Source organism: Paenibacillus sp. TY11, from assembly GCF_059772165.1.
This window is the reverse complement of record NZ_JCBAIQ010000009.1, coordinates 187,137-210,071: the sequence shown is the minus strand read 5'-3', so window position 1 is coordinate 210,071 and position 22,935 is coordinate 187,137. Positions and strand designations below refer to the sequence as shown.

The following is a 22,935-nucleotide window of genomic DNA, read 5'->3' as shown; positions in this document are numbered from 1 at the left end:
CCTACCCTCATATTATGATTTTAGTTAGAAAACACTAACTTTATATTTAAAAAGAAAAGGTCACTACTGACCTTTACTTAATAAAGCGGTTAAACGTTGTTTGACCTCTGTTGCAAATGGAACCAACTGCTGTGGAAGTTCACCTTCCAGGCTGGACACGGACAAGCGTGTAATAGCTCCAATGATGAGCACACCGGATAGCTGAGCATCCTGCTTCGGCAGTTCACCTTGTTGAATCCCCTGTTCGATGAATTCAGTCAACGCCTCCAGCGGCTGACGCACATTCTGGCTCTGACTTGCTTCAACATAAAGCTCATGGTGCTGTGATAGTAGAAGCAATCCATACTGGTCCTCATCATGCATATCCAGCACTTCATCCACCAGTTGATGGAAACGACTAACGAAGCTCCCACTCTGCTTGCGATAGAAGTCAATTAATGTGGTGTAGCTATTACAATACTGCCCGAATACTTCCAAGGCCATCGCATCTTTACTCTTAAAATGCTTATAAATCGCGGCATCCGTCACACCGGCAGCCTCTCCAATTTCTTTGACCGAAATCCCGTCAATTCCTTTGGTTGCAAATAAGCACATCGCTGCCTGCAGAATATCTTTCTTTTTGCTGTCTACATGTGTTTTCTTATTCATAAGCTTATAGTAAGTGATAACTAACTAAAATGCAAATTATATTTATGCAGGCTCATTCTGTCTTTATACCTTAGTTTAAAATTAAGTTGTAATCAACACAAAATACCATGTTTTTATAAGTTAATCACCATAAATATGTTAAATAATATGCGTATCATCTCATTTTATTCATATAACTTAGATATGTAACCGAATAAAAACGAGCGACTGAACCGTGAATAAAGAGGAGTGAACCCAATTGAGCTTATTGTTTCAACCACTTCAAATACGCAATGTAGAGCTAAAAAAAACGGATTATGATGTCTCCAATGGGTACCGTTTCAGCCGCAAAAGACGGTAAAGCAACCAATTGGCATACGCTGCATATGGCGCTCGGGCGCTAGGACAGGTGGGACTAATCATGCTTGAGGTGCATGCAGTCACCCAGCAGGGAAAAGATTCGGGTATCCTTGGCATATGTGACGAGCATATTTCCCCGCTGCAAAAAGTCGTGCAAGTCATCCATGACCAAGGCTCCAAAGCTGGTCTTCAGCTTTGGCATGTCGGACGCAAAGGCTCGGTGCCTCAAGAAACGGCTGTATCCGCCTCTGGTTTGCCTCACCACGAACGGGCGCCCCATGCACTGTCTATAGAAGAAATTCATAATCTTGTGCTTGCCTTCAAGGATGCCGCTGCACGGGCCTCGCAAGCCGGAATAGATGTCATTGAACTGCACGCTGCACACGGATATCTGATTAACGATTTTTTGTCCAAATATACGAATCAACGCAATGATGCATATGGCGGCTCGGAAGAGCGGCGTTATCAGTTTTTACGGGAAATTATTGATGCTATTCGTACCGTGTGGAATGGACCGTTATTTGTACGAATTTCCGCTGACGAATATAGCACGCTCGGCAATGGAATTCAGGATTCCATTCAATATGCCCGCTATATGAAGAAACAAGGTGTCGATTTAATTGATGTTAGCTCTGGCGGCGTACTACCAGACGCGCCGAGTGTGTATCCGGGCTATCAAGTACCCTACTCAGAGGCCATTCGTCAGGCTACTGATATGCCTACCGCTGCCGTAGGATTGATTACTCACGGTATTCAAGCCGAGGAAATTTTGCGTAATGGTCGGGCCGATCTGGTTGCGGTAGGACGGGAACTACTGCGTAATCCATTCTGGCCCAGACAGGCAGCCGAACAGCTCGGTGTTCGTATTGAAGGGCCTGCGCCATATAACCATTTTTGGTTTTGAAATAACCTCCATAATATGAGGCATTACATCGCGAACAGTGTCATGCACTGGATCGCACACTAAATTGAACAATTTCCACAATAATAGGTGTGCCGGAGACAATTGCCTCCCCTTCGTTGAGTTGAATCGTCAGCGATGCAGGTGTCAGACTGTACGATGTGCTTTCTTGTATCATTCCATTAATGTACAGATTGGCATAACTGTTGTTTCCGACGTTAAAACGCTGAAAAGCCTCCTGGACACCATCTACAGAAAATTGATCAGCCATAATCGTGACTGAAGATTCAATCTGATCAGGAGCAAAATAAAAATACCGCTCAGCCGTAGGGACAATTTCAATATTGGAAATGTCAGGCGCCGGGCCTGAAGGGCCTGGTACACCTTGGGGTCCAGTAGGGCCCGCTATGCCCTGCGCTCCAGTAGGGCCGGGCAAGCCTGTTGCACCTGAACTACCTTGGGCTCCGGCTGGACCCGGCACTCCTTGCGCTCCCTGTAATCCTGCTGGACCCGGTATTCCTTGGGCTCCCGGCGCTCCCGCAGTTCCTGGTATGCCCTGCAATCCTGCTAAACCTGAAATCCCTTGAACTCCTGTCAGGCCGGTTTGACCTTGCTGTCCTGCCAAACCGGGAATACCGTGTGCTTCTGCCGAGCCCGGTACGCCTCGCTTTCCCGTCTGCCCCAATCTCTCTCGCCGCTTTCCAGGAATATTGTAATATCGTCGTTGCAAGTTTAGCTTTGGATACTTTTTGGCATGGGACCCCGTTTTTCTTCTACCTTTGAATAGATGACTTGTTTTACATTTTTTACGATTGATGATTTTGCAATGTACGGTTCGCTTTCCATGCCTTCTTAGTGATGAATCGCGCCTCTTCATACCAGCCGTCTACACCTCCCTTTCTCATCCTCATGTATAATATGCACATTTCCCTTTAGGGTTTTAGGCATTTAAACAGACAAATACCAAGTGGTCGCTCCCATCTACACTTGCAGCAAAATAGGGCCTCCCCTATCCACCCCATTATTAATAAAAAAGTTAATGTGCCGTTTCCGAATAGGTTGAAAAATCATTTATTGATTAAGAGCCATCGAATGGCTCATGCCTGCAATGAAAGGAGATGAGAACCATGCCAATCATAAAACCTGTGTATCTAGCAGTAGCTACTGCCCCCGTAGCCTCTGGTGGTACCATAACTACGACCATTACCCCAGCCGTGACTCGTTTTTTCGCAACAATTACAGCCGGGATGATTGGAGCAACAGAAACAACCGTTCCTGCTGCAAGCTTTGTAGATGACGCCGATGCTCCAGTTGCTGCTTTGCCGACATTAACAGCTACTGATTCTGCTAATTATTATATTAACGGAGTTATTCAGCAGAGTTCCTTATTCACCCTAAGTACGGCAAGTCTGGTCATTGCCTCCATAGATATTACACCAGGTGTCCCAGTTGTCATAGAGATATCAGACTTTAGTGGAGCAACATCCACCATCACAACACAGCCTACTATCTCTCCTCCTACCGTCACTATCATCACTTAAGACGTTTCACTATTTTGATTCAAGATGGACTAAACATTCACTCTCACTGTACACTACCCCGCATAAGCCATAAAAGACCGGTTCAGATATATCTGAACCGATCTTTCCTGCTCAAAATGATAGTTAATCTTATTCAAACGACCCAATACGGGATGATTAAGGCAAAATAGCAAAGGAACGCACCGGAAATCCGGGGGAATCCTGAATGCTCGGAACGATATTATAAATGACCGCACCCGTCGGGGGCAGCTTGTCCAAATTCGTCAGCACCTCAACCTGATAACGATCCTGCTCCAATATGTAATATTCCCCTACCAGTTTGCCTGCTTTGCGATAAGCTACAGAGGAATCGGTATCCAGTGTTTCATGTCCGATGGCAGTGACATTCCGTTCTTCTACCAAAAAACGCAGCGCCTCCAGCGACCAGCCTGGGCAGTGTGCGTCTCCGGCGTCATCCTTGTTCGAGAAGGCATCTGAATCAGGCCAACGCTTGCTCCAATCACTGCGAAAGGCGACAAAAGACTGATCAGCAATGCGTCCATGCTCTTTTTCAAAGTCCAAAATATCCGTAACCGTAAGCTCATAGTCGGGGTTAGCTGCAACGGCTGCTGAACGGTCAATGACAACCAGCGGCAAAACCAGCTCCTTCAACGAAAGCTCATGCAAGTAACGTTTGCCCTTCACAAAATGAACGGGCGCGTCAATATGAGTTCCATACTGACCCGGAAAGCAGTATTGTTTTACAAAAAAGCCATCGTCGTGGGTAAACAGGGTATCCACCTGAACATTATCGAATACCGGAAAATGAGGGATTTCAGGATAAAAGGCGTGGGACAAATCCACCCACTCTTTTTGCTTCAACAACTTCAAAATATCTGCTAAATGCTCTGCCATGATGCCCATTCCTCCTCAGCTTTATTACAAGCATTTTACCTGAGGATTCTGCAAAAATCTATAAATCGACCTGTCATTCAGCAATTTATAGATCGAAATGATTTTAGTCTATATATCGCATCTGAGAGGGGTTTAGCCTTGACCATTATTGAACGACATACTGCTCGTTATTAGACTTTCTGACAAAGGAAAAGACATTCCATCCCTTGCGCCACTGCCCGCATCAATCCATCCTTTGTTCACATCCCAGTTAATAATTTTTCAAGAAAAATACAAAAACAATTCCATATATTCATATATACATTTCCTATCCCGTGTGATTGTTAACGTTTTCATTATTACATATACGCTTTGATTGGAAAAACCAGGGGCCTATTGAATTATATAAAAAATTCGACAAAAATTTTAGTATGTAACTTTTATTATATTAACAAATACTGGAACGCGAAGTATGATAGAAAATGTAGAAACCACAGGAGCACCCGGGACTCCCTTCGTTTATCTACTCCACTAACCCCATATACGGAGGTAACTTTATGAAAAAGAGATTTTCACTCGGCATTGCAGCAGCTCTGCTGTTCACTACCTTGTCTCCTCTTGGTGCACCTGCTCATGCAGCCAGCGATATTGGTAAAGAAACGCTCGGCAGCAAAAACGGTTGGGCAGCCTTTTCTACAGGCACAACGGGCGGAGCTGCTGCCTCTTCTTCCAATATTTTCACCGTAACGAATCGCAAGCAATTAGTCGATGCTTTGGGCAAAAGCAGCAATAGTACGCCTAAAATCATTTATGTCAAAGGCACAATCAACGCCAACGTGGATGACAATAACAAGCCATTGGGATTAAACGATTACAAGGACTCCAAATATGATTTCGATGCATACCTCAAAGCATATGATCCATCTACGTGGGGTAAAAAGGTTCCGTCCGGCACATTGGAAAAGGCACGTGAAGCTTCACAAAAAAATCAGGCCAGTCGAGTCATCATTGATATTCCGTCCAATACAACGATTGTCGGTCTGGGTAGCGATGCCGTCATTAACGGCGCAAACTTCCAACTAAAAAAAGGGACAGACAACGTTATTATCCGTAATATTGAATTCCAGGATGCCTACGATTATTTTCCTCAGTGGGACCCAACTGACGGTAGCACAGGCAACTGGAATTCGGAATATGACAGCATTACAATTAACGGCGCCACACATGTATGGGTAGACCACAACACCTTCAATGATGGGTCTCACCCCGATAGCCAAAACGGCACTTTTTACGGTCAAGAATACCAGCATCATGATGGACTTCTCGATGTGATTAACCAAGGTGATCTGGTTACCGTTTCTTACAATCACTTTTACGACCATGATAAATCGTCGATTATTGGCAACAGCGACAGCAAAACAGCAGATGAAGGAGCTTTACGTGTAACCCTGCATCACAATTATTATGAAAACACAGTACAACGCACACCACGCGTACGTTATGGACAAGTCCATCTGTACAACAATTACTATACAGGTGATGTAAATCGCTCTGAATACCCTACGCTGTATATATGGGGCGCGGGCAAATCCTCTAAAATCTTCGCTGAAAACAATGTCATTGACGTTGCGGGATTATCCGCAGCCAAAATTGTGACTGTTTTTGGAGGAACTGCCTTGTCAGACACGGGCACACTCCTGAATGGACAAGCCGTAAACGCAGGTTCAAGCGCGGGTCTTAGCTCCTCTGTAGGCTGGAAACCATCGCTGAACGATAAAATTTCCCCATCCGCCAGCGTGAAGGCAGAAGTCACTTCCCAAGCCGGTTCCGGTAAGCTGTAAACTGTAAACACTGCCCGCTAATACAAATAACCACAGGCTCACACAACCTGCGGTTTTACACCAAAAAGGCTGTTCCTCCGTAGAATTATTCCACACGGAGAGAACAGCCTTTTTTATTTCTCAATTGTTTATTTACAAATTAGATCGTGCTTTAACCGCCGTATTGTTCTACCAAAACCGGCTTTTCAAATGCGTTATCCAGCTTGCGAAGTTTAGCCTTTACCGCTTCGGGTGGCTCAACCGCAGGCGCATCTGGATGCAGCAACCATGATTTCACAAAGTGCGTATCGGATAATTGAAAGAGTGGAGGCTCTTTCTCAAAGTCAATTTTCATGGCATAAGCACTGCGGGCTGCAAAGGCATCCCCTACAGGTGGGTGAAGCAGATCCGGAGGTGTTCCCGGAATAGCTGCCAGCTTCTGACCATGGCTGTCCAAACTTGGCATGGAAGCGAGAAGGCCCCATGTATATGGATGTTTCGGGTTGTAGAAAATTTCATTAACCGTACCTGTTTCCACGATTTGCCCTGCATACATAACAGCAACGCGATCCGCCATCTTCGCCACAACACCGAGGTCATGAGTAATAAAGATGATAGAAGTATCGATCTTTTTCTGAAGATCCTTCATCAGCTCCAAAATTTGAGCTTGAATCGTTACGTCCAACGCAGTCGTCGGCTCATCGGCAATCAGAAGTTTCGGATTAGCAGCCAATGCCATGGCAATGACGACACGTTGACGCATACCGCCACTAAATTCATGCGGATATTGGTTAAAACGCTGTTCTGGATGTGGAATACCTACCAGATTCAGCAACTCAATACCCCGCTTGCGAGCAGCATCCTTGGATATTTTTTCATGCTTGAAAAGCACTTCCGTGATCTGCTTGCCCACTTTCATCGTCGGGTTAAGCGAAGTCATTGGGTCCTGAGAAATCAGGCCAATTTCCTTACCACGAATTTTTTGCATCTGTTTTTCCGTTTTATGAATCAGCTCTTGTCCGTCAAACATAATTTGACCCTTTTGATAAATGCCCGGAGGGGTCGGAATCAACTTCATAACAGCTTGTGAGGTTACGCTTTTGCCTGAGCCGGATTCGCCTACAATCGCCAGCGTCTCTCCTTTATTGACATGAAAGTTTACGCCACGAATGGCCTGCACTAGTCCCTGGCGGGTCTTGAAAGATATCGTTAAGTCCTTCACTTCCAAAAGGCGGTTCATCTCATCACTCTTTCATTTATTATTCATCACTATTATTGACCACTATCTAAAAAAACGACGTTCATGAGTCAAGGTATATACGAATAATTTTACTCAGTTTAGTACCTGCCAGTCAAGCAATATCTAAAATAACATCAAAAACCTGTCATCATTTGTTACATTAGCGGAATGTTTAAGTGAAAAAACGATCATTTTTAACCATTTCTGTACTCATTTATAACATGTGCTGAATATAGCTGAAGCGTGCCCCACCCAATGGTGAACGTGTGCAGAGTAGTTCTCCGTTCAATCGGGAAGCAATTTGACGGCAAATGGCCAATCCAAGACCTGTGACACCATTCGAGCCCGTATAGAATCTTCCGAACACTTCGGCTGCCTCTTGTTCGGTCAGCCCTTCCCCATCATCATCCACATGCATAACCCATACAACCTCCGGTGTTGTCCCCGCCTCCAAATGAATGGCAACCTCTGTAGAGGTGTGTCGAACTGCATTTTGCAACAAATTCAATATCATACGGAACAATTGCTCGGCCGGAACGGCCACATGCAGGCCCTCCCCCTCCACTCGAAGCGAGATAGAGCGTTCAGCAGCCACTGGCATCAACAAATGAACAGCGTCCTCCGCCATGTTTCTAAGATCAATCAGAGAGACAGGCCATTCTTCATTCAACGCCTCCAGCCTCGAAAGCTGAAGCAGCTTTTCCACCATATCAATTAATCGCTGGGACTGGACTTTGATGATACTCAGCCCCTCGTCCTGGGATACCACTTGATCCTGAATGGCATATACATAGCCTTGAATGGACATTAACGGTGTCCTTAGCTCATGAGATACATTTTGCAGAAATTCAATTTGACCGTGGTGGTGCTGCTGAATACGGGCGGACATGGAATGAAAGGTGCCGATCAGTTCGCCAATCTCGCTTTTGTCCGCCTGCGGAAAATTACTATCCTGCGGCTGATTCGGCTCATAGTTGCCTACCGCCTCCTTCAATCGTTTGAGTGGACGCACCAGACGTGAAACAACCATTAGACCAATGACGAGAATCACCAGAAAACCCGCGACGATAGACAGTAATGTGGTTCTCATTAACGGTACATACAGTGCTCTTAAAGAAGATAATGGTGAGTATACAAAAATGCGAAAAGGTTGTCCGGGCAATTCTTCATTCGTAAACAGTATCTTTTTACCTTGAAGTACAGCAACTCCTTCATGTGTAGCGGCCAGGTCGTGGACAGACGGATGAACCGATGCAAAAAATCCCTGGCGCATTAAAAGCAAACTCTCTATCTTTTTGTCTTCCATTCCAGAGACGCTTGAGTCGATGATGCGGTTATCCGTGCTTAAAATAAAGTAATCGGCAGATAAAAGCACGCCCTTGATAACATAGTTAAATTCAGCATTATCCAGTCGGTCAAAGCCTCCGTCACTCATAATATGGACGGCTTTGCGTGCCTGTTCATGAAGCTTGGATTTGGCCTGATTCACCAGAATGTCGTCAATGAGCCTGATGAACAAAACCACTGTAATACATACGGTAATAAGCATTGCGATGGATAAGGACAGCAGTATTTTAGCTCTCATCGTACGCATGGCTACAACTCCTGAACCGTTGCTTTATATCCGAATCCCCATACGGTGTTAATGACAAGCGTAGAGTGGTATTCAGTCAGCTTTTTACGTATCCGTTTGACCAGATCGTCTACAACTCTCACATCACCTATAAAATCATAGCTCCACACCTGCTGAATCAGATGCTCCCTGCCAAAAGGTCTCTCCAGATGATTCGCAAGAAACAGCAGCAGGTCGAATTCACGTGAGGTCAAATTTAGCTCTTGTCCGTCCACTGTGACTTTACGAAAGTCAGCAAAAATACACAGATTGCCCGCATGGCATATATCTGCGCTCGCTGCTGCTTGCTTATCGTCTGATGCAGACATTCCAGCCCTGCTCAGTCTCAGCATCGCCTTGACCCTTCCTACCAACTCCCGTGGATTAAAGGGCTTGGTCAAAAAATCGCTGCATCCCAGCTCCAGCCCGTGAATACGGTCATTTTCTTCTCCGCGGGCAGAGATCATAATGATTAGCAATTCCGTAAACTCACGGAGCTGAGTCAGTAGGGAAAGCCCATCAATGCCCGGCATCATAATATCCAGAACGAGACAATCCGGGCGGTTCGTACGGATATGCTCTACCAGTGTTTTACCACTCGAAAAGGAAGTTACCTCGTAGGATTCTTTTTTCAAATATTCAGATATTAATTGCAGAATGAACACATCGTCATCCACTACTACTATTTTTGTCATGGCCTTAACCCCTTGCCGTTGTTCTGATGCTTGCATCCTCTCTTTAAGCTTAACAGACGCGCCACAGAATAGACAAAAGACGGGTATACCGTTCCCGGTCCCGTCTTTCTTATCATGAATCCTTGCTGTATATGCCAGGCGAGCTGAAAACCTAACTACACTTCAACCTTATTTCTTGATTGTTACTACTTTAGCTGCCGCTTTTGGAGCTGTTTTCACTTTTTTTGGAGCTGTTTTTGCTGGGACTACTTTTTTAACTGGAGCTTTGTGGATCACTTTTTTAGCTACGACATGATGTACACGAGTTTTATGAGCCGTTGCTTTGTGTTTAACAGCGTTATGTTTTTTTACATGATGTTTAACTGTGCGGTGTTTCACTTTTACTGCTTTTGCTTTGTGACTTGCCACTTTTTTCGCAACGGCTTTTTTGGCAGGAGCTTTCTTCGCTTTGGTTGTTACTTTATGAGCTGTTGCAGCTTTTTTAACGGGTGCTTTCACCACAGGTGTTTTCGTCGCAGGTGCTTTTGCCGATGTTTTGGTAGCCGGAGTCGTAACCGCAGGAGCTTTGGTTGCGGGTGCAGTGGTCGCTGGAGCTGTTGTTGCTGTAGCGGCGAATGCGCTGCTTGCTCCTCCCAGTACGCTTACTACGGTCAATACGGCTGCTGCATTTTTAGTCCATTTTTTCATAATTGAATCACCTCTCCTTTAAAGTATCTTTAGCTTATCAGGAGAATTCGGGATAATTGTGGTGCAAATGTGTGAAAAGTATATGAAAAAGCGTGCAGCTCTGTATTTAGAAAATACATGAGTCTGCACGCTATGAGTTTTACATAACCGCCTTCACTAACCGATGGCAATCCAGGAAATAATACCGTAGTTATGCGCGGTTTCATTCCACTTGGTTACGACGATCACCGCTCCATTCGGCGTCTGAGATTTCAGCGTCGCATGGAAGAGAGGATGGTTGGTCATCGCTACTAACGTGTAGTCCGGGTTCATAAAGGGCTCCCCGAATACAATGGTCACTTCCGTCTCTCCTTCGCTGCCCTTCAAAAGAAACGGTGCTCTGCCAAACTGCTGCAATGCAGACTGATTCGCACAAGTTCGAACCGGGGTGATGCTCAAATGCTCCGGCTTCACTGCATTCAGCTCCAGCTCACGTGAGCCTACGGAGCCTTCCACCAGATGATGACCTTCAATGCTCCGCTCCGCCACATGATGGCTTTGTACCGCAGCGGCCTGTAGATGCTCCGATCCCACCGCTTCCGGGCTCAGCACCTCGCTGTCGACGGCCTGAGCTTTCAGATGGTTACGAGACACACTGTTTGCCTGAAGTCTGTCGCCACTGATACCTTCCTCCGGCAAAAGCCCAGAGAGATGAATATCTGTGGACAGTTGAGCCAGTGTCACCGAGCCGGGCTTCAGGTGATGCGTATCAATGACTTCCTCTGCAATATGGTGACCTTCAATAGCCTCCTCAGCCACATGGCGGGACTCCACCGTTCCATCTGCGAGCTTGCCGGATGTCACTGCTCCTTCCTGTAAAGCATCCTCTGACACCGCCTGCCAGCCGATATGCTGTGGTTGGATAGCCCCTGCTTGCAAATGCTCCGACTGGACAGAATCCAGTGAAATGTGCCTAGACTCCACTGCACCCTCTGCCAGTGCTGATCCTTGAATCGCCCCATCAGACAAATGCTGGGAGTGTATGGCATGCTCTGTCAAATGTACGGAGCTTACGCTGGCTTCCGCCAGATTCGAAGCACGTACCGCCCGAAGCGCAAGCTTCTCAGCGTTCACGCTGCCTGCCTGAAGCGCATGAACCGATACACTCCCCGGCGCAATATGCCGGGTCATCACTGCCGAAGCCTGCAAGTGGGCTGAGGTGACGGATTCCGGCGCCAGATGGCTCGACTGGATGGTCTCTTCTGCCAAATGATTGGCTTGCACAGCTTCGTCCGTAATATGCCACGGCTGTACGGAGTAGGCCGCTAGCTTGGCGGCAGTTACGCCCTCATCCGCCAGTTTGTTGGACGTAACGGACTTATCCTGTAAAGCATCGGTCGTTATCGCCTGGGGTGCGATATGCTCTCCCTGAATGGTTCCAGGTTGCAGATGGTGCGGTTGGATCGATTCCAGAGCAATGTGTACGGACTTCACTGCACCCTCTGCCAGCGCTGTATCCTGTACGGCACCAGTTGCCAAGTGCTGGGTGTGTATCGACTGTGCGGACAAATGTAAAGGGCCAACGCTGCCTTCCGCGAGATTCGTCGCTTGCACCGAGTGGGCCGCCAGCTTTTCCGACGTGACGCTTTCCGCTTGAAGCGCACTACTAGATACGCTATCCTGGGCCAGATGGCTCGTAAGCACCGCCGAAGCCTGCAGATGGGCAGAGGTGACGGATTCCTGGGCCAGATGGCTTGACTGGACGGACTCTTCTGCCAAATGATTTCCTCGCACAGCTTCGTCTGTAATGTGCCACGGCTGTACGGAGTGAGCCGACAGCTTGGCGGCAGTCACACCCTCATCCGCCAGTTTGTCAGACGTAACGGACTTATCCTGTAAAGCATCGGTCGATATCGCCTGAGATGCTATATACTCTCCCTGAATGGTTCCAGGTTGCAGATGTTGCGGCTGGATCGACTCCGGAGCGATATGCACGGATTTCACTGCCCCCTCTGCCAGCGCTCTATCCTGTACGGCTCCGGCTGCCAGATGCCGGCTGTGTACGGACTGTGCAGACAGATGTGAAGGGCCGACGCTACCTTCCGCGAGATTGGTCCCTTGCACCGAGCGCGCCGCCAGCTTTTCCGAGGTCACACTTTCCGCTTGTAGCGCACGACCGGATACACTATCCGGGGCCAGATGGCTCGTGAGCACTGCCGAAGCCTGCAAATGGCGAGAGGTGACGGATTCCGAGGCCAGATGGCTTGACTGGACGGACTCTTCTGCCAAATGATTTCCTCGCACAGCTTCGTCTGTAATGTGCCACGGGTGTACGGAGTGGGCCGCCAGCTTGGAGGCAGTCACACCCTCATCCGCCAGTTTGTCAGACGTAACAGACTCATCCTGCAAAGCATCGGTCGATATCGCCTGAGATGCGATATGTTCTCCCTCAATGGTTCCAGTTGATAGATGATGCGGCTGGATCGATTCCGGGGCAATGTGTACGGACTTTACTGCACCCTTTGCCAGCGCTGTATCCTGTACTGCGCCGGTTGCCAAATGCCGGGTGTGTACCGACTGTGCGGACAGATGTGGAGGGCCGACGCTGCCTTCCGCGAGATTCGCCCCTTGCACCGAGTGGGCCGCCAGCTTTTCCGACGTGACGCTTTCCGCTTGTAGCGCACGACCGGATACACTATCCGGGGCCAGATGGCTCGCAAGTACCGCCGAAGCCTGCAAATGGGTAGAGGTGACGGATTCCGAGGCCAGATGGCTTGACTGGACGGACTCTTCTGCCAAATGATTTCCTCGCACAGCTTCGTCTGTAATGTGCCACGGCTGTACGGAGTGAGCCGCCAGCTTGGCGGCAGTCACACCCTCATCCGCTAGTTTGTCAGACGTAACGGACTCATCCTGTAAAGCACCGGTCGTTATCGTCTGGGATGACATATGCTCTCCCTGAATGGTTCCAGGTTGCAAATGGTGCGGTTGAATCGACTCTGGAGCAATGTGTACGGATTTTACTGCTCCCTCTGCCAGCGCTCTATCCTGTACCGCTCCGGCTGCCAAATGCCGCGTGTGTATCGTCTGCGCAGACAGATGTGAAGGACCGATGCTGTCTTCTGCGAGGTTCACTCCTTGTACCGAGCGAACCGCTAGCTTTTCCGAGGTAACACTTTCCGCTTGTAGCGCACGACCGGACACACTATCCGGGGCCAAATGTCTCGTAAGCACCGAGGAAGCCTGTAGGTGCACCGAGGTGACCGCTCCGGCTGCCAGATGCGCCGAATCCACAGCTGCCACAGCCAAGTGGTTGCTTTGTACAGCTTCGTCCATAATATGCCCGGACTGCACTGCATGGGCTGACAACTTAGTGGGGGTCACGCTTCCCTCCGACAGTTTGGCAGAGGTAACCGCTTCATCCTGTAAGGCTGGAGTCGCAATAGCCTGCAATGCGATATGCTCTCCCTGAATGACTCCATTTTGCAAGTGCTCCGATTGGATAGATTCTGCCGCAAGATGCGCAGACTTCACAGCGTTCTGGGCTAATACCGTTTCCTGTACTGCTCCTGCTGCCAAATGCCTGGTTTGTACGGCCTGCGCAGCCAAATGTCCGGGACCCACGCTGTTTTCCGCCAAGTTGGTAGTCTGCACTGCCCGAGCCGCTAACTTCTCGGAAGTGACGCTTTCCGGCTGAAGTGCATGGCCGGATACACTATCCGGGGCGAGGTGTTTGGTTTGGACCGATGCAGATTGCAAATGGTTGGAGGTGACGGATTCCGGAGCGAGATGATTCGCCTCCACCGCTTCAACAGCCAGATGGTTACTCTGCACCGCTTTATCCGTAATGTGCCACGGCTGCACGGAACGAGCAGACAGCTTAGAGGAAGTAACACTGCCCTCAGCTAACTTAGGTGCAGTAATCGCCAAATCATTAATTTTATCCGTAGCCACACTTTCCGGCGATAGTTTCAGCGAAGTAACGGCATGATCCTGCAAATGATGGGAGTATACTGCTCCACTGGCCAGATGGGCGGTTTGAACAGCACCTTCACCCAGTATGTCTGCGGTAACGGACTGTTCTTGCAAAGCCGAGGTCCCAACACTGTCTTCCCCAAGATGTGTGCTCAGCACAGAACTCTGGGCCAGATGTGTCGAGTCAACTGATTGAGACTGCAATGCCTTTCCACCCACACTGTTGTTGGCAAGGTGGTTTTCACGAATTACGCCCGTTGCAATGTGTACGTGTGTAATGGCTTGAGACGCAATTTTATTTCCGGTTACCGCCCCTGTGCCAATTTTAGTTTCCGTCACTGCTTCGTCAGCGATTTTGTCAGACTTAATAGCGTTCGAAGCAATGTGATTTTCCTTGACAGCCTGATTCGCCACATGGTGATCCAGAACTGCGCCCTTCCCTAATTTCTCGCTCGTCACAGCCCCGGATTGCAAATGCCGCTCCGTAACCGCCTCTGATGCAATATGATCTTTCCGAATGATTTCGGACTGGAGATGCAAGGAAGAGACTGCCTCTGGGGAAATCTGAGGTCCTTGTATGGCTGCTGGAGCGATATGTCTGGTAAGTACCGCCTCATCGGCAATTTTGTGGGGCAGAATGCTCTGATCCGATATTTTGGATGAAGTGACGGATTGATCGACAATTTGCAACGAGCCTACAGACTGATCCGCCAGTTTATTGGACTGAATGCTCCGATCCGCCAGATGGCGGGCTGTCACTTGGCCCGTTCCAAGCTGCTCTTCCCCGATGGAGCCAGGACTCAGATGCTTTCGTTCAATCGCTCCAGCCTGAACGTGCGCACTGGTGACCGCCTCAGGCTCCAGATGACGCCCGCTGACAATGCCTTCCTCCAATTGGTCCTTGCCCACAATTCCGTTGGATAGCTGCTTGCGATTAATCGAACCGGGGGCCAGATGCCGGGCATGAACGGCATGCTCGGTCAGGTGTGCGCTCTCAATGCTGCCAGCCTGGATTTTAGATCCATCCACAGCCCCATCCCGCAGTTTGGAAGTGGTCACAGACTGATCACCAAGTTTGGAGCTGTCGACAGCTTCATTAGCCAAATTGTTCGATTGAATCGTACCGCTGCGGATTTTATCAGAGGTAACCGCCTGGTCTTGAAGCATATCTGAAGATACGATCCATTGTTTGAAGTGACGACTCTCAATGGAGCCATTCGCAATATGATCGCCGCTGATAATCTTATCGGCCAGCTTTTCTGGTGTGATGCTGCCATCCCGAAGTTTTTCACCGCCAATGGAACGATCCTGCAATTTGCTACCTGCCACAGATGCATCCGACAGATGCTCCACCGTAATGGAATCCGGCGCAATCTTCGAAGAAGTCACAGCACCGTCGGCTATTTTAATCGTATGAACGGCATAATCCGCCAGAGATTCCGTTTGGATACTCTCTTGTTTCAGCTTGCTGGAATCTATGGAAGCGGGAGCGATCTTCTCACCCGTCACAGCGAGATCGCTCAAATCGTCTGTATAGATGAAAGCGTTGTTTACATGCGGAGCCTTCTTATTGCTCAAAATTTCCTCCACATCAATTGGATCAGGTTGTGGCTCTGGCTCTTGGGGTTCCTCCATCGAAACTTGAGTCTCCTCTTCATCCGCACCTTCAACCTCTGTCTCGTGCGAAGCCTCGACTTCAGGTTCGACAACAGTCTGTAGCTCCGACTCCTCTGTTGTTGGGGGAGGCGGAGAAGCAACTTGATGAAGTCTTGCTTCTGTCTCCCTCTCCGCAGGCTGTAGCTTCACGCGCTGTATCATGCTTAATTCATTCATATCCGGGTCAATTACACGATAGAGCGGCTTTTTGTTTCTGGTGGTTTTGCGGCTCTTATTCTTCAAGCAGCTCTCTCCCTTCTCATGTTTATCGTTACAGCATCATATGCAGACCCTTAGGCACTTGCCACCCTGTACAGGGATACACTTTTTAGTAAAAAGGATACTTACTGAAATCCACGTTTGAAAAAAAATTGTTAAAAGTTAAAATAGTAAGGGTGAGATCGCTACAAGAAGAGAGGAATTACAATAACATGATTATCAAACCAAGAACACGTGGCTTTATCTGCACCACTGCTCATCCGGTGGGCTGTGCCCAACATGTTCAGGAGCAAATTGACTATGTACAGGCCCGTCCTGCTATCCAGGGACCCCGTAATGTGCTTGTGATCGGGGCATCTGCCGGATATGGGTTGGCCTCTCGAATTACTGCCGCTTTCGGTGCGCGTGCCAATACAATTGGTGTATATCGTCCTAGTAATGCTACGGCTACACGTACAGCATCGGCAGGCTGGTACAATTCTGCTGCATTTGAAAAAGCTGCGCAGGAAGCTGGGCTTAAATCCTTAAGCGTGACAGGAGATGCCTTCTCGGATGAGGTCAAAGCCAAAACCGTGGAAGCCATTCGCGAAGAACTGGGACAAGTCGATCTGGTGGTGTACAGTGTCGCTTCAGGTCGCCGTACAAATCCCCGCACAGGCGAAACGTTTAATTCCGTGCTTAAACCTATTGGTGAACCCTACACCAATAAGACCGTTAACTTCCACACCGGTGAAGTCAGCAGCGTGACGCTCGAACCCGCAACAGAAGAAGAAGTACAGAGGACTGTAGAGGTTATGGGCGGTGAGGACTGGAAAATATGGATTGACGCCTTGCGTGAAGGCGGTGTACTCGCTGATAACGCCACTACCTTCTCATTTTCGTATATCGGTTCAGATATTACACAAGCCATCTACAGAGAAGGCAGTATCGGAAGTGCAAAAGATCATCTGGAGTCGACAGCACGTCAGCTGAACGATCAACTGAAAGCTACAGGCGGACGCGCCTTCGTCGCAGTCACCAAAGGACTCGTTACCCAATCCAGCTCCGCCATCCCTGTCGTTCCTCTGTATATTTCCGCTTTATATAAGGTGATGAAGGAAAAAGGGCTGCATGAAGGGTGCGTAGAACAGAGCTACCGCCTGTTTGCCGAGCGTCTGTACGCACCAGAAACTCCTGTAGATGAAGAAGGTCGTATTCGCATTGATGATTGGGAACTGCGCGAAGACGTGCAGGCAGAGGTTGCGAAAATATGGGAGGCGCTGACGACAAGCAATATCTACGAATTGTCGGATCTTGAAGGATATCGTCGCGAATTTTTCCAACTGTTCGGCTTTGAGTTCGAGGGTGTGGACTATGATGCTGACATTGATCCCATCGTAAATATTCCTAACGTGCGCTAAGTCTTTTAGTGCTGTCCTTATGTCAGAAAAACATAAAAAAGCTGTCTCCGGCAGAGAAACATTTCGTTCTGCATGGAGGACAGCTTTTGTTTTTTAATTAAAAGGGACACTTGTGTCCGCTTTGAACTACAAAATAAAGCAAACATTGCAATTTTAAAATTCATTTGATATTGTACAAGTAGGCATAGCAAAATCCCTCTTTTTAACAAGAGGGTAGATACAGTTGGACAAGTCCTACCTTGACTAACCGTGATACTATTTGCTCAGCCCATCACATCCATATAAGGAGGTGAACAACATGGCAAAAGACGTTTTGTGTGAAGTCAACTCATGTACGTACTGGGCTCAAGACAACAAATGTAGCGCTAGCTCCATTTATATCGTAAGCAACAAACCTGCGAACACTCACACGTCCGAAGAAACAGACTGTAAAACCTTTGAAGCCAAGTAAACCTTTGATTTCAAGCCAAACCATAGCTTTATAATGAAGGAGCCCATGCCCGGGTTCCTTCTTTCTTATGATATTCTAACAAGAATGATAATTATTATCAAGTTCTTTTTGCAGTAATGGATTGAATCTTACGAAGCACAAAAGAAGCGTTGCCTGAACGATTCGCTCCGCTTCTTTTGTTTTTCTGTATAAGGTCAATTACTCAACGGGATTACCATTTCTAAGTCTTTATGGTATGTTTTAACCTCTTTACCCTGGGCATCCTTCATAGGCGCCCATTTCTTGTTGACGGTCAGCGTATACGGCCTGATGGTGATGGAAGAGGGTCTGGTTGCAAACGGAGCATACATTTCATCTTCGTGATATTTGAGCGCCGGAGCCTTGTAATAAATTCCCCTCATTTCTTGAGCAATCAGTTTGCCTTGCGGGTCCGCAATGTCATAATACATCTTGGTTGCACTCCAATTTCCAGTCTGTTTGGATGTACTCGGCACTTTACCATTGCTATCAATAATGATCCGGGTATTGGCCGAGGAGAGCTCAATCTGCTTGACGGTATAACTGAAATCTCCGCTGCTCTGCGTTTTTTCCGGCTTAAGGACCAGTTTGTCCTTCACCGTATTCTGCACAGGCACCTTAAATGCAAACGGTTCTTTAATGCCGCTAACATTGATTTTTAATGCCATTTCAAATGAGTCTGGCAGATTTTTTTCTGATAATCCTTTGTCTAATGTAATCTCTATTGTATTATCCAACATTTTCTTATTTTCGTCGAATACCGCGTTTGTGAGTCTCGTATAATTTATTTTTTCTCCATTAATAGATATTTGAGGATCTATTAGGTAACCCTTTTCTAACTTCTGGGATTTGTCCTTGCTGAAAGGAGGCATTGTACTGATCTTGTTGATCCCCTTGCGTTCAATTTGCACGGTCAGACGAATCCCGTCATATTTCACCTTTTTGACCGTCAGTGTGACGCCATCCCGGGTCAGACTGCTTGCGCTTGCCGTTGGGGCAGTTGATTGTGCAGCTGCTGCCTGGATTTGCGATGCAGTATCGGAAATCGTCACTCCTGTACCCATAATCATAGTTACTGAAGCTAGAATAGCCGATTTGAACATTATATGCTTCACTTTAATATATTGCTTCATTCGTATTTTCTCTCCTTTATCGTCCGGGTTGGGTTGTTTTATCATTGAGATGGGACTGGGATCGTCATTTCCAAATCCTTATGATATGTTTTGGCCCAATTTCCCTCTTGATCCTCTATCACAGACCAGTCCTTCTTAACCGTCATAGTGTACGGCTTGATCGTAATAGAGGTCGGTTTTTTTGCAAATGGACTGTATGCTTCATCCTCATGGTATTCGGAATCAGGACTGCGATGGAACAGACCTAACATATGTTGCTCCAGCTGATTTCCGTCCTGATCCACAATGTCGTAATACATTTTAGTCGCGCTTAAATCGCCTGATTGCTCCGCGGTGCTCGGTACTTTGCCCTTGCTGTCCACAATAAGACGGGTTGTTACCGGAGTCAGCTCGATCTGCTTCACCGTGTAACTGAACGTTCCGCTGCTCTGTGTCTTATCAGGCTTCAGCAAAATTTTGTTTTTGGATAAATTCTTCACCGGCACCTGAAATTCAAATGGCTCATGGAAGCCGCTCACATTCACTTTTACTGTAATCTCAAATTCGTCAGATAGATTTTTCTCCGACAGTCCTTTGATGATTTCATACATAGCCATATTGTTGATGAGCTTGCCGTCTTCCTTTTTGCCAACCGCGTCCGTAAACGAACCGTACACCATCTTTTGTCCTTCAATAAAGACCTTAGGTGTGAACAAATACCCCTTTTTTTGCTTTTCCACGGGTACCTTCTCCAATGTATTCCCCTCGACACTCACGGCATCCTCGGGCAAATAAGGGGACATAATCCTCTCATCTTCTACCCCTTGGCGTTCAATCATGAACACCAGCCGTGTTCCGTCAAACATAACCTCTTTGATGTTCAAGGTCACTCCATCGCGGGATACACTCAAATGGGGTGTCGTCGTCAATCCAGATTTACTGGCTTGCTGCAAGCTTCTGTCAAAATTATATTGGAATACGCTGCCGATCAACGGGATGTTTTTTAACGTTTCGGCCATAGCCGGAGACACAAAACCGCTTCCCAGCACCAGTCCTCCCAAAACTGCCGCAGCAGACGCACTAATAGCCACTCTTTGGGCCCATGTGCCTTTTTTATGAGTCAACTTCCTACTCACCATGTCCATTTCCCTCAACCTCTTCATAATGTCATCCGTATAGCTAACCTGAGGCATCTTCTTATTTTGGACCGTGCGGCGGATTTGCTCCATTTGCTCGTGTTCAGTTTGATCCTGCCATGCGCTCATTTGTTAGCCCTCCTTTTTTCATTTTTTGCTGAATCAGCTTTTTGCGTAACCGTTCATACTTTTTTCGCAAAGTCGCGGGCTTGCAATCCATAATTTCTCCGATCTCCTCAAAGCTGTACTGCTCAACAGCTTTCAACAGCACAAGATTTCTTTCTTCCGAATTCAGATTCATTAAAAGCTCATCGACTTCGCGGTCATCATCGGATGGATGGTAATCATCGAAATGTTGCTGTTGCTCTTTTTGTATCGATATTAATCGATGCCAGCGGCTTTTTTTCCTGATTTGATCCAGGCAGTGATAGTACGCTACTTTATAAAGCCACGCCGAAAAGGAAACCTGCTGTCGATATTTACCTATCGCCTGATATACTTTGATAAATATGTCCTGTACCGCATCCTCCGCTTCCTCGCGGTTTTTCAGGATGTAATAGCAATACGTATATATCTGCTTTTCAAAAGTACGTATGATGGTGGCATAAGCCTGTTGATCGCCAGCTTTGACGCGTTCCACGATGGATTCTACATGTTCTGTATGGTCGTTGGCCCCGGGGCTGAACCGTTCCATAGGATCACCTCCTTGTGTGTCCGTCATCATCCTGTATAACGAATACTGTCTTCATGATTGTGACAACTTCTATAAAAAACAAAAAAATTCTCGCTAAAGACAAAAAAAAGAAGCGTCGCTCTGAACGATTCGCTTCTTGTGCTTTATTTTTTGTAATAGTTCCTGCTTGGTTGGCTTCATTCGCACATGCTGTGAGATCTCGCCATAATGACCATTCGTTTTGCGGCTCTGTGCAGCGCAATAGGTTCCAGCGCGTTTCGCCTTGCTCAGCGCTTTTTGTGTTTGAGTACGTGCCATCCGGCTTCACTCTCCTTCATTGGACTCCTTTTATCATAACATCCAATAGTCAAATCGTGAATGGTTTGTCTGACTCAAGCATTCTTCAATTCATTAAATATCTGAAAAAATATCCGGATCGCCACTTGAGGCCGCCACAACTAAAACAACAACTAAGAAAATGATGATCAGCGCATAAATCAGTGTACCAATAATACTGCATACCAGTCCAGCAATGGCCATACCTCTGCCTTGCTCGCCATGACGGTTAATTTCCTTCAGGGAAAGACTGGACAAAATAATACCCACAATTCCGATAATCAACCCAAGATAGGGAATGACAACAGATAAAATCCCGAGCACCATCGAGGCAACAGCTTTACTGTTTGTAGGTGGAACCACTGGGGGCGGGTTAAATGGGGCGTTATAATCGTTCGTCTCCTGAAAAGGATCGGAAGATCGAGGCTCCTTGTAAAAATCACTCATCTGTTTAATTCAACTCCAATAAGTAAAATAGCAATATATAAGTTCTAGGGTACCACAATCTTACAAATCAGGACAGTACTTATTTCAAATTTCTAAATTAGAACGTTAAAAAGAAAAATCATAGCTACATAAGCACTTTTTGAGGTAACCGGGCATACAGTATTTTACCTATTACAGATAAATTGCGCTCCATGAGAGCATCCTGCCAAGGAGGACGGAGCTATGTTATATCGTGTAACATCCCGCAAAAAGGGCTCGCCTCACAAACGTTTAACCGCTGACACGCTCAGGAAAATATCTGCCGCTATGCTGCCATTTTACAAAGCTATTGCAACCCGCCGTGCTTTTGCCGTCCAATGGTCACGAGCTGTCGTTCAGGGCAATTTGGATCGGATGAAATCCCTCCTTTGCTCGGTAGCTCCATTTGCCGCCAAGCAAGGCTTAGGCACGAATGGCATCGGCTACTTTATTTCCTTTTTAGCTCAGCCGCCGATGCTCTATTATACGAACGGAACGACGATTCCACCGGGGACTGTGCAGTTTACGTTTGAGCCGAGGGTTCATCGCGCCATCGCCAAAGCCGTTTTTCCGCTGTATCGCGAATTGGCACGTAATCCATGTTTTGCTTCTGCCTTAGCCAAAGCGATCAACAGGCAAGACCAGCGTGCAGTTCATGTCATGATCCGTAGTTTAATTCCATCCTCTACGCTAAAATCCGTGCAAATTGAGGATGATGGCTTTGCATTACTTTTTAAGTACGCCTTTAGTAAGTATCCATATCGCAATCTACTCATTCGGGAGTTCACTTAAAAAGATCGCTACAAGCGTACTTGCTTGAGTTCTCCAATAAGTTCTTTTCCCAGTTGTATAGCCATGTCTGTCAGCACTCGAATCTCATCCTTGGTTGCATGATCCAAATGCGCCCCGCAGCAAATGGCAAAGTTGCCTGCAAACTCTTTTCGCAAACGAACTGCAATTTCTTCGGTAATATAAAATTCCTTGTGGGTTTGCAATTGCACAGTTTGAATCGGCTCGAGCCTGGCCCCTGCTGTAATCGTTCCCAAATGGGGTTGATCACCGCCTGAAATGAGTACAACAATATCTTCCCCCATAAAATAGGCATCCAGCACAAGACGGATACGCCCGCTTTCTTTTTGCAAATGAATCATATGATCCT

General features: G+C 47.2%; 19 protein-coding genes and 1 pseudogene. 6 read left to right on the top strand and 14 right to left on the bottom strand.

Translation table 11 applies throughout. From position 1 onward, the window contains the following. Nucleotides 1–63: 63 nt before the first annotated feature. Nucleotides 64–648, bottom strand: coding sequence for a TetR/AcrR family transcriptional regulator (locus tag AC6EJC_RS12605; protein WP_250270588.1), 585 nt, complete (start codon nt 646–648; stop codon nt 64–66). A 238-nt stretch (nt 649–886) separates the two neighbouring features. On the opposite strand from AC6EJC_RS12605, the pseudogene namA reads away from it, so the two are divergent. Then, a pseudogene (namA, locus tag AC6EJC_RS12600) lies at nt 887–1,891 on the top strand (NADPH dehydrogenase NamA). Between the two features lie 40 nt (nt 1,892–1,931). On the opposite strand, the gene AC6EJC_RS12595 reads toward namA, so the two are convergent. After that, a complete protein-coding gene (locus AC6EJC_RS12595) occupies nt 1,932–2,765 on the bottom strand; it encodes a DUF4183 domain-containing protein (protein ID WP_444954242.1) in 834 nt (277 codons plus the stop codon). A 250-nt stretch (nt 2,766–3,015) separates the two neighbouring features. On the opposite strand from AC6EJC_RS12595, the gene AC6EJC_RS12590 reads away from it, so the two are divergent. After that, complete coding sequence (locus tag AC6EJC_RS12590; RefSeq protein WP_444954241.1) at nt 3,016–3,429, top strand: DUF4183 domain-containing protein; 414 nt, start codon at nt 3,016–3,018, stop codon at nt 3,427–3,429. A gap of 156 nt (nt 3,430–3,585) precedes the next feature. Here the strand turns inward: AC6EJC_RS12590 and AC6EJC_RS12585 are convergent, their stop codons facing one another. Next, nucleotides 3,586–4,323: a cyclase family protein gene (locus AC6EJC_RS12585; protein ID WP_444954240.1), complete on the bottom strand. Its 738-nt coding sequence runs from the start codon at nt 4,321–4,323 to the stop codon at nt 3,586–3,588. A gap of 536 nt (nt 4,324–4,859) precedes the next feature. On the opposite strand from AC6EJC_RS12585, the gene AC6EJC_RS12580 reads away from it, so the two are divergent. Then, nucleotides 4,860–6,143, top strand: a complete 1,284-nt coding sequence (locus AC6EJC_RS12580) for a pectate lyase family protein (RefSeq protein ID WP_444954239.1) — start codon at nt 4,860–4,862, stop codon at nt 6,141–6,143. A 151-nt stretch (nt 6,144–6,294) separates the two neighbouring features. Here the strand turns inward: AC6EJC_RS12580 and AC6EJC_RS12575 are convergent, their stop codons facing one another. The 5 genes from AC6EJC_RS12575 to AC6EJC_RS12555 form a co-directional block, all read right to left on the bottom strand. Next, a complete protein-coding gene (locus AC6EJC_RS12575; protein WP_444954238.1) occupies nt 6,295–7,362 on the bottom strand; it encodes an ABC transporter ATP-binding protein in 1,068 nt (355 codons plus the stop codon). Nucleotides 7,363–7,576: 214 nt separating this feature from the next. Further along, nucleotides 7,577–8,956, bottom strand: a complete 1,380-nt coding sequence (locus AC6EJC_RS12570) for a sensor histidine kinase (protein ID WP_444954237.1) — start codon at nt 8,954–8,956, stop codon at nt 7,577–7,579. A 2-nt stretch (nt 8,957–8,958) separates the two neighbouring features. Continuing rightward, nucleotides 8,959–9,669, bottom strand: a complete 711-nt coding sequence (locus tag AC6EJC_RS12565; protein ID WP_444954236.1) for a response regulator transcription factor — start codon at nt 9,667–9,669, stop codon at nt 8,959–8,961. Between the two features lie 168 nt (nt 9,670–9,837). Further along, nucleotides 9,838–10,356 (bottom strand): hypothetical protein, encoded by a 519-nt coding sequence (locus AC6EJC_RS12560; RefSeq protein ID WP_444954235.1) that lies wholly within the window; start codon nt 10,354–10,356, stop codon nt 9,838–9,840. 156 nt (nt 10,357–10,512) lie between these two features. Further along, the gene (locus AC6EJC_RS12555) at nt 10,513–16,209 is read right to left on the bottom strand and encodes a WIAG-tail domain (RefSeq protein WP_444954234.1); all 5,697 of its coding nucleotides are present in this window, start codon (nt 16,207–16,209) and stop codon (nt 10,513–10,515) included. Nucleotides 16,210–16,397: 188 nt separating this feature from the next. On the opposite strand from AC6EJC_RS12555, the gene fabV reads away from it, so the two are divergent. Together fabV and AC6EJC_RS12545 are read left to right on the top strand one after the other, a co-directional pair. Next, entirely contained in the window at nt 16,398–17,585 is a 1,188-nt protein-coding gene (gene fabV / locus AC6EJC_RS12550; RefSeq protein WP_444954233.1) for an enoyl-ACP reductase FabV, read from the top strand. 298 nt (nt 17,586–17,883) lie between these two features. Next, the gene (locus tag AC6EJC_RS12545; protein WP_017426780.1) at nt 17,884–18,036 is read left to right on the top strand and encodes a DUF1540 domain-containing protein; all 153 of its coding nucleotides are present in this window, start codon (nt 17,884–17,886) and stop codon (nt 18,034–18,036) included. A 194-nt stretch (nt 18,037–18,230) separates the two neighbouring features. Here the strand turns inward: AC6EJC_RS12545 and AC6EJC_RS12540 are convergent, their stop codons facing one another. From AC6EJC_RS12540 to AC6EJC_RS12520, 5 genes are all read right to left on the bottom strand, one after another. Then, nucleotides 18,231–19,187, bottom strand: a complete 957-nt coding sequence (locus AC6EJC_RS12540) for a DUF5643 domain-containing protein (RefSeq protein ID WP_444954232.1) — start codon at nt 19,185–19,187, stop codon at nt 18,231–18,233. Between the two features lie 41 nt (nt 19,188–19,228). Continuing rightward, complete coding sequence (locus tag AC6EJC_RS12535; RefSeq protein ID WP_444954231.1) at nt 19,229–20,431, bottom strand: DUF4179 domain-containing protein; 1,203 nt, start codon at nt 20,429–20,431, stop codon at nt 19,229–19,231. Then, nucleotides 20,406–20,996, bottom strand: coding sequence for an RNA polymerase sigma factor (locus tag AC6EJC_RS12530; protein WP_444954230.1), 591 nt, complete (start codon nt 20,994–20,996; stop codon nt 20,406–20,408). The genes AC6EJC_RS12535 and AC6EJC_RS12530 overlap by 26 nt, the downstream gene beginning before the upstream one ends. Nucleotides 20,997–21,089: 93 nt before the next feature. Continuing rightward, nucleotides 21,090–21,293 (bottom strand): ribosome rescue factor BrfA, encoded by a 204-nt coding sequence (brfA, locus tag AC6EJC_RS12525; RefSeq protein ID WP_444954229.1) that lies wholly within the window; start codon nt 21,291–21,293, stop codon nt 21,090–21,092. A 93-nt stretch (nt 21,294–21,386) separates the two neighbouring features. Next, nucleotides 21,387–21,758, bottom strand: a complete 372-nt coding sequence (locus AC6EJC_RS12520) for a DUF4190 domain-containing protein (RefSeq protein WP_444954228.1) — start codon at nt 21,756–21,758, stop codon at nt 21,387–21,389. A gap of 222 nt (nt 21,759–21,980) precedes the next feature. On the opposite strand from AC6EJC_RS12520, the gene AC6EJC_RS12515 reads away from it, so the two are divergent. Then, nucleotides 21,981–22,568: a hypothetical protein gene (locus AC6EJC_RS12515; protein WP_444954227.1), complete on the top strand. Its 588-nt coding sequence runs from the start codon at nt 21,981–21,983 to the stop codon at nt 22,566–22,568. An 8-nt stretch (nt 22,569–22,576) separates the two neighbouring features. On the opposite strand, the gene lpdD is transcribed toward AC6EJC_RS12515, so the two are convergent. After that, nucleotides 22,577–22,927: a prenylated flavin chaperone LpdD gene (gene lpdD, locus AC6EJC_RS12510; RefSeq protein ID WP_444954226.1), complete on the bottom strand. Its 351-nt coding sequence runs from the start codon at nt 22,925–22,927 to the stop codon at nt 22,577–22,579. Nucleotides 22,928–22,935: the final 8 nt, after the last annotated feature.

Excerpts from the sequence above, each read along its gene's own strand:
- AC6EJC_RS12605 (WP_250270588.1), bottom strand. The coding sequence starts at position 648 with ATGAATAAGAAAACACATGTAGACAGCAAAAAGAAAGATATTCTGCAG.
- AC6EJC_RS12595 (WP_444954242.1), bottom strand. The coding sequence starts at position 2,765 with ATGAAGAGGCGCGATTCATCACTAAGAAGGCATGGAAAGCGAACCGTA.
- AC6EJC_RS12590 (WP_444954241.1), top strand. The coding sequence starts at position 3,016 with ATGCCAATCATAAAACCTGTGTATCTAGCAGTAGCTACTGCCCCCGTA.
- AC6EJC_RS12585 (WP_444954240.1), bottom strand. The coding sequence starts at position 4,323 with ATGGCAGAGCATTTAGCAGATATTTTGAAGTTGTTGAAGCAAAAAGAG.
- AC6EJC_RS12580 (WP_444954239.1), top strand. The coding sequence starts at position 4,860 with ATGAAAAAGAGATTTTCACTCGGCATTGCAGCAGCTCTGCTGTTCACT.
- AC6EJC_RS12575 (WP_444954238.1), bottom strand. The coding sequence starts at position 7,362 with ATGAACCGCCTTTTGGAAGTGAAGGACTTAACGATATCTTTCAAGACC.
- AC6EJC_RS12570 (WP_444954237.1), bottom strand. The coding sequence starts at position 8,956 with ATGCGTACGATGAGAGCTAAAATACTGCTGTCCTTATCCATCGCAATG.
- AC6EJC_RS12565 (WP_444954236.1), bottom strand. The coding sequence starts at position 9,669 with ATGACAAAAATAGTAGTAGTGGATGACGATGTGTTCATTCTGCAATTA.
- AC6EJC_RS12560 (WP_444954235.1), bottom strand. The coding sequence starts at position 10,356 with ATGAAAAAATGGACTAAAAATGCAGCAGCCGTATTGACCGTAGTAAGC.
- fabV (WP_444954233.1), top strand. The coding sequence starts at position 16,398 with ATGATTATCAAACCAAGAACACGTGGCTTTATCTGCACCACTGCTCAT.
- AC6EJC_RS12545 (WP_017426780.1), top strand. The coding sequence starts at position 17,884 with ATGGCAAAAGACGTTTTGTGTGAAGTCAACTCATGTACGTACTGGGCT.
- AC6EJC_RS12540 (WP_444954232.1), bottom strand. The coding sequence starts at position 19,187 with ATGAAGCAATATATTAAAGTGAAGCATATAATGTTCAAATCGGCTATT.
- AC6EJC_RS12535 (WP_444954231.1), bottom strand. The coding sequence starts at position 20,431 with ATGAGCGCATGGCAGGATCAAACTGAACACGAGCAAATGGAGCAAATC.
- AC6EJC_RS12530 (WP_444954230.1), bottom strand. The coding sequence starts at position 20,996 with ATGGAACGGTTCAGCCCCGGGGCCAACGACCATACAGAACATGTAGAA.
- brfA (WP_444954229.1), bottom strand. The coding sequence starts at position 21,293 with ATGGCACGTACTCAAACACAAAAAGCGCTGAGCAAGGCGAAACGCGCT.
- AC6EJC_RS12520 (WP_444954228.1), bottom strand. The coding sequence starts at position 21,758 with ATGAGTGATTTTTACAAGGAGCCTCGATCTTCCGATCCTTTTCAGGAG.
- AC6EJC_RS12515 (WP_444954227.1), top strand. The coding sequence starts at position 21,981 with ATGTTATATCGTGTAACATCCCGCAAAAAGGGCTCGCCTCACAAACGT.
- lpdD (WP_444954226.1), bottom strand. The coding sequence starts at position 22,927 with ATGATTCATTTGCAAAAAGAAAGCGGGCGTATCCGTCTTGTGCTGGAT.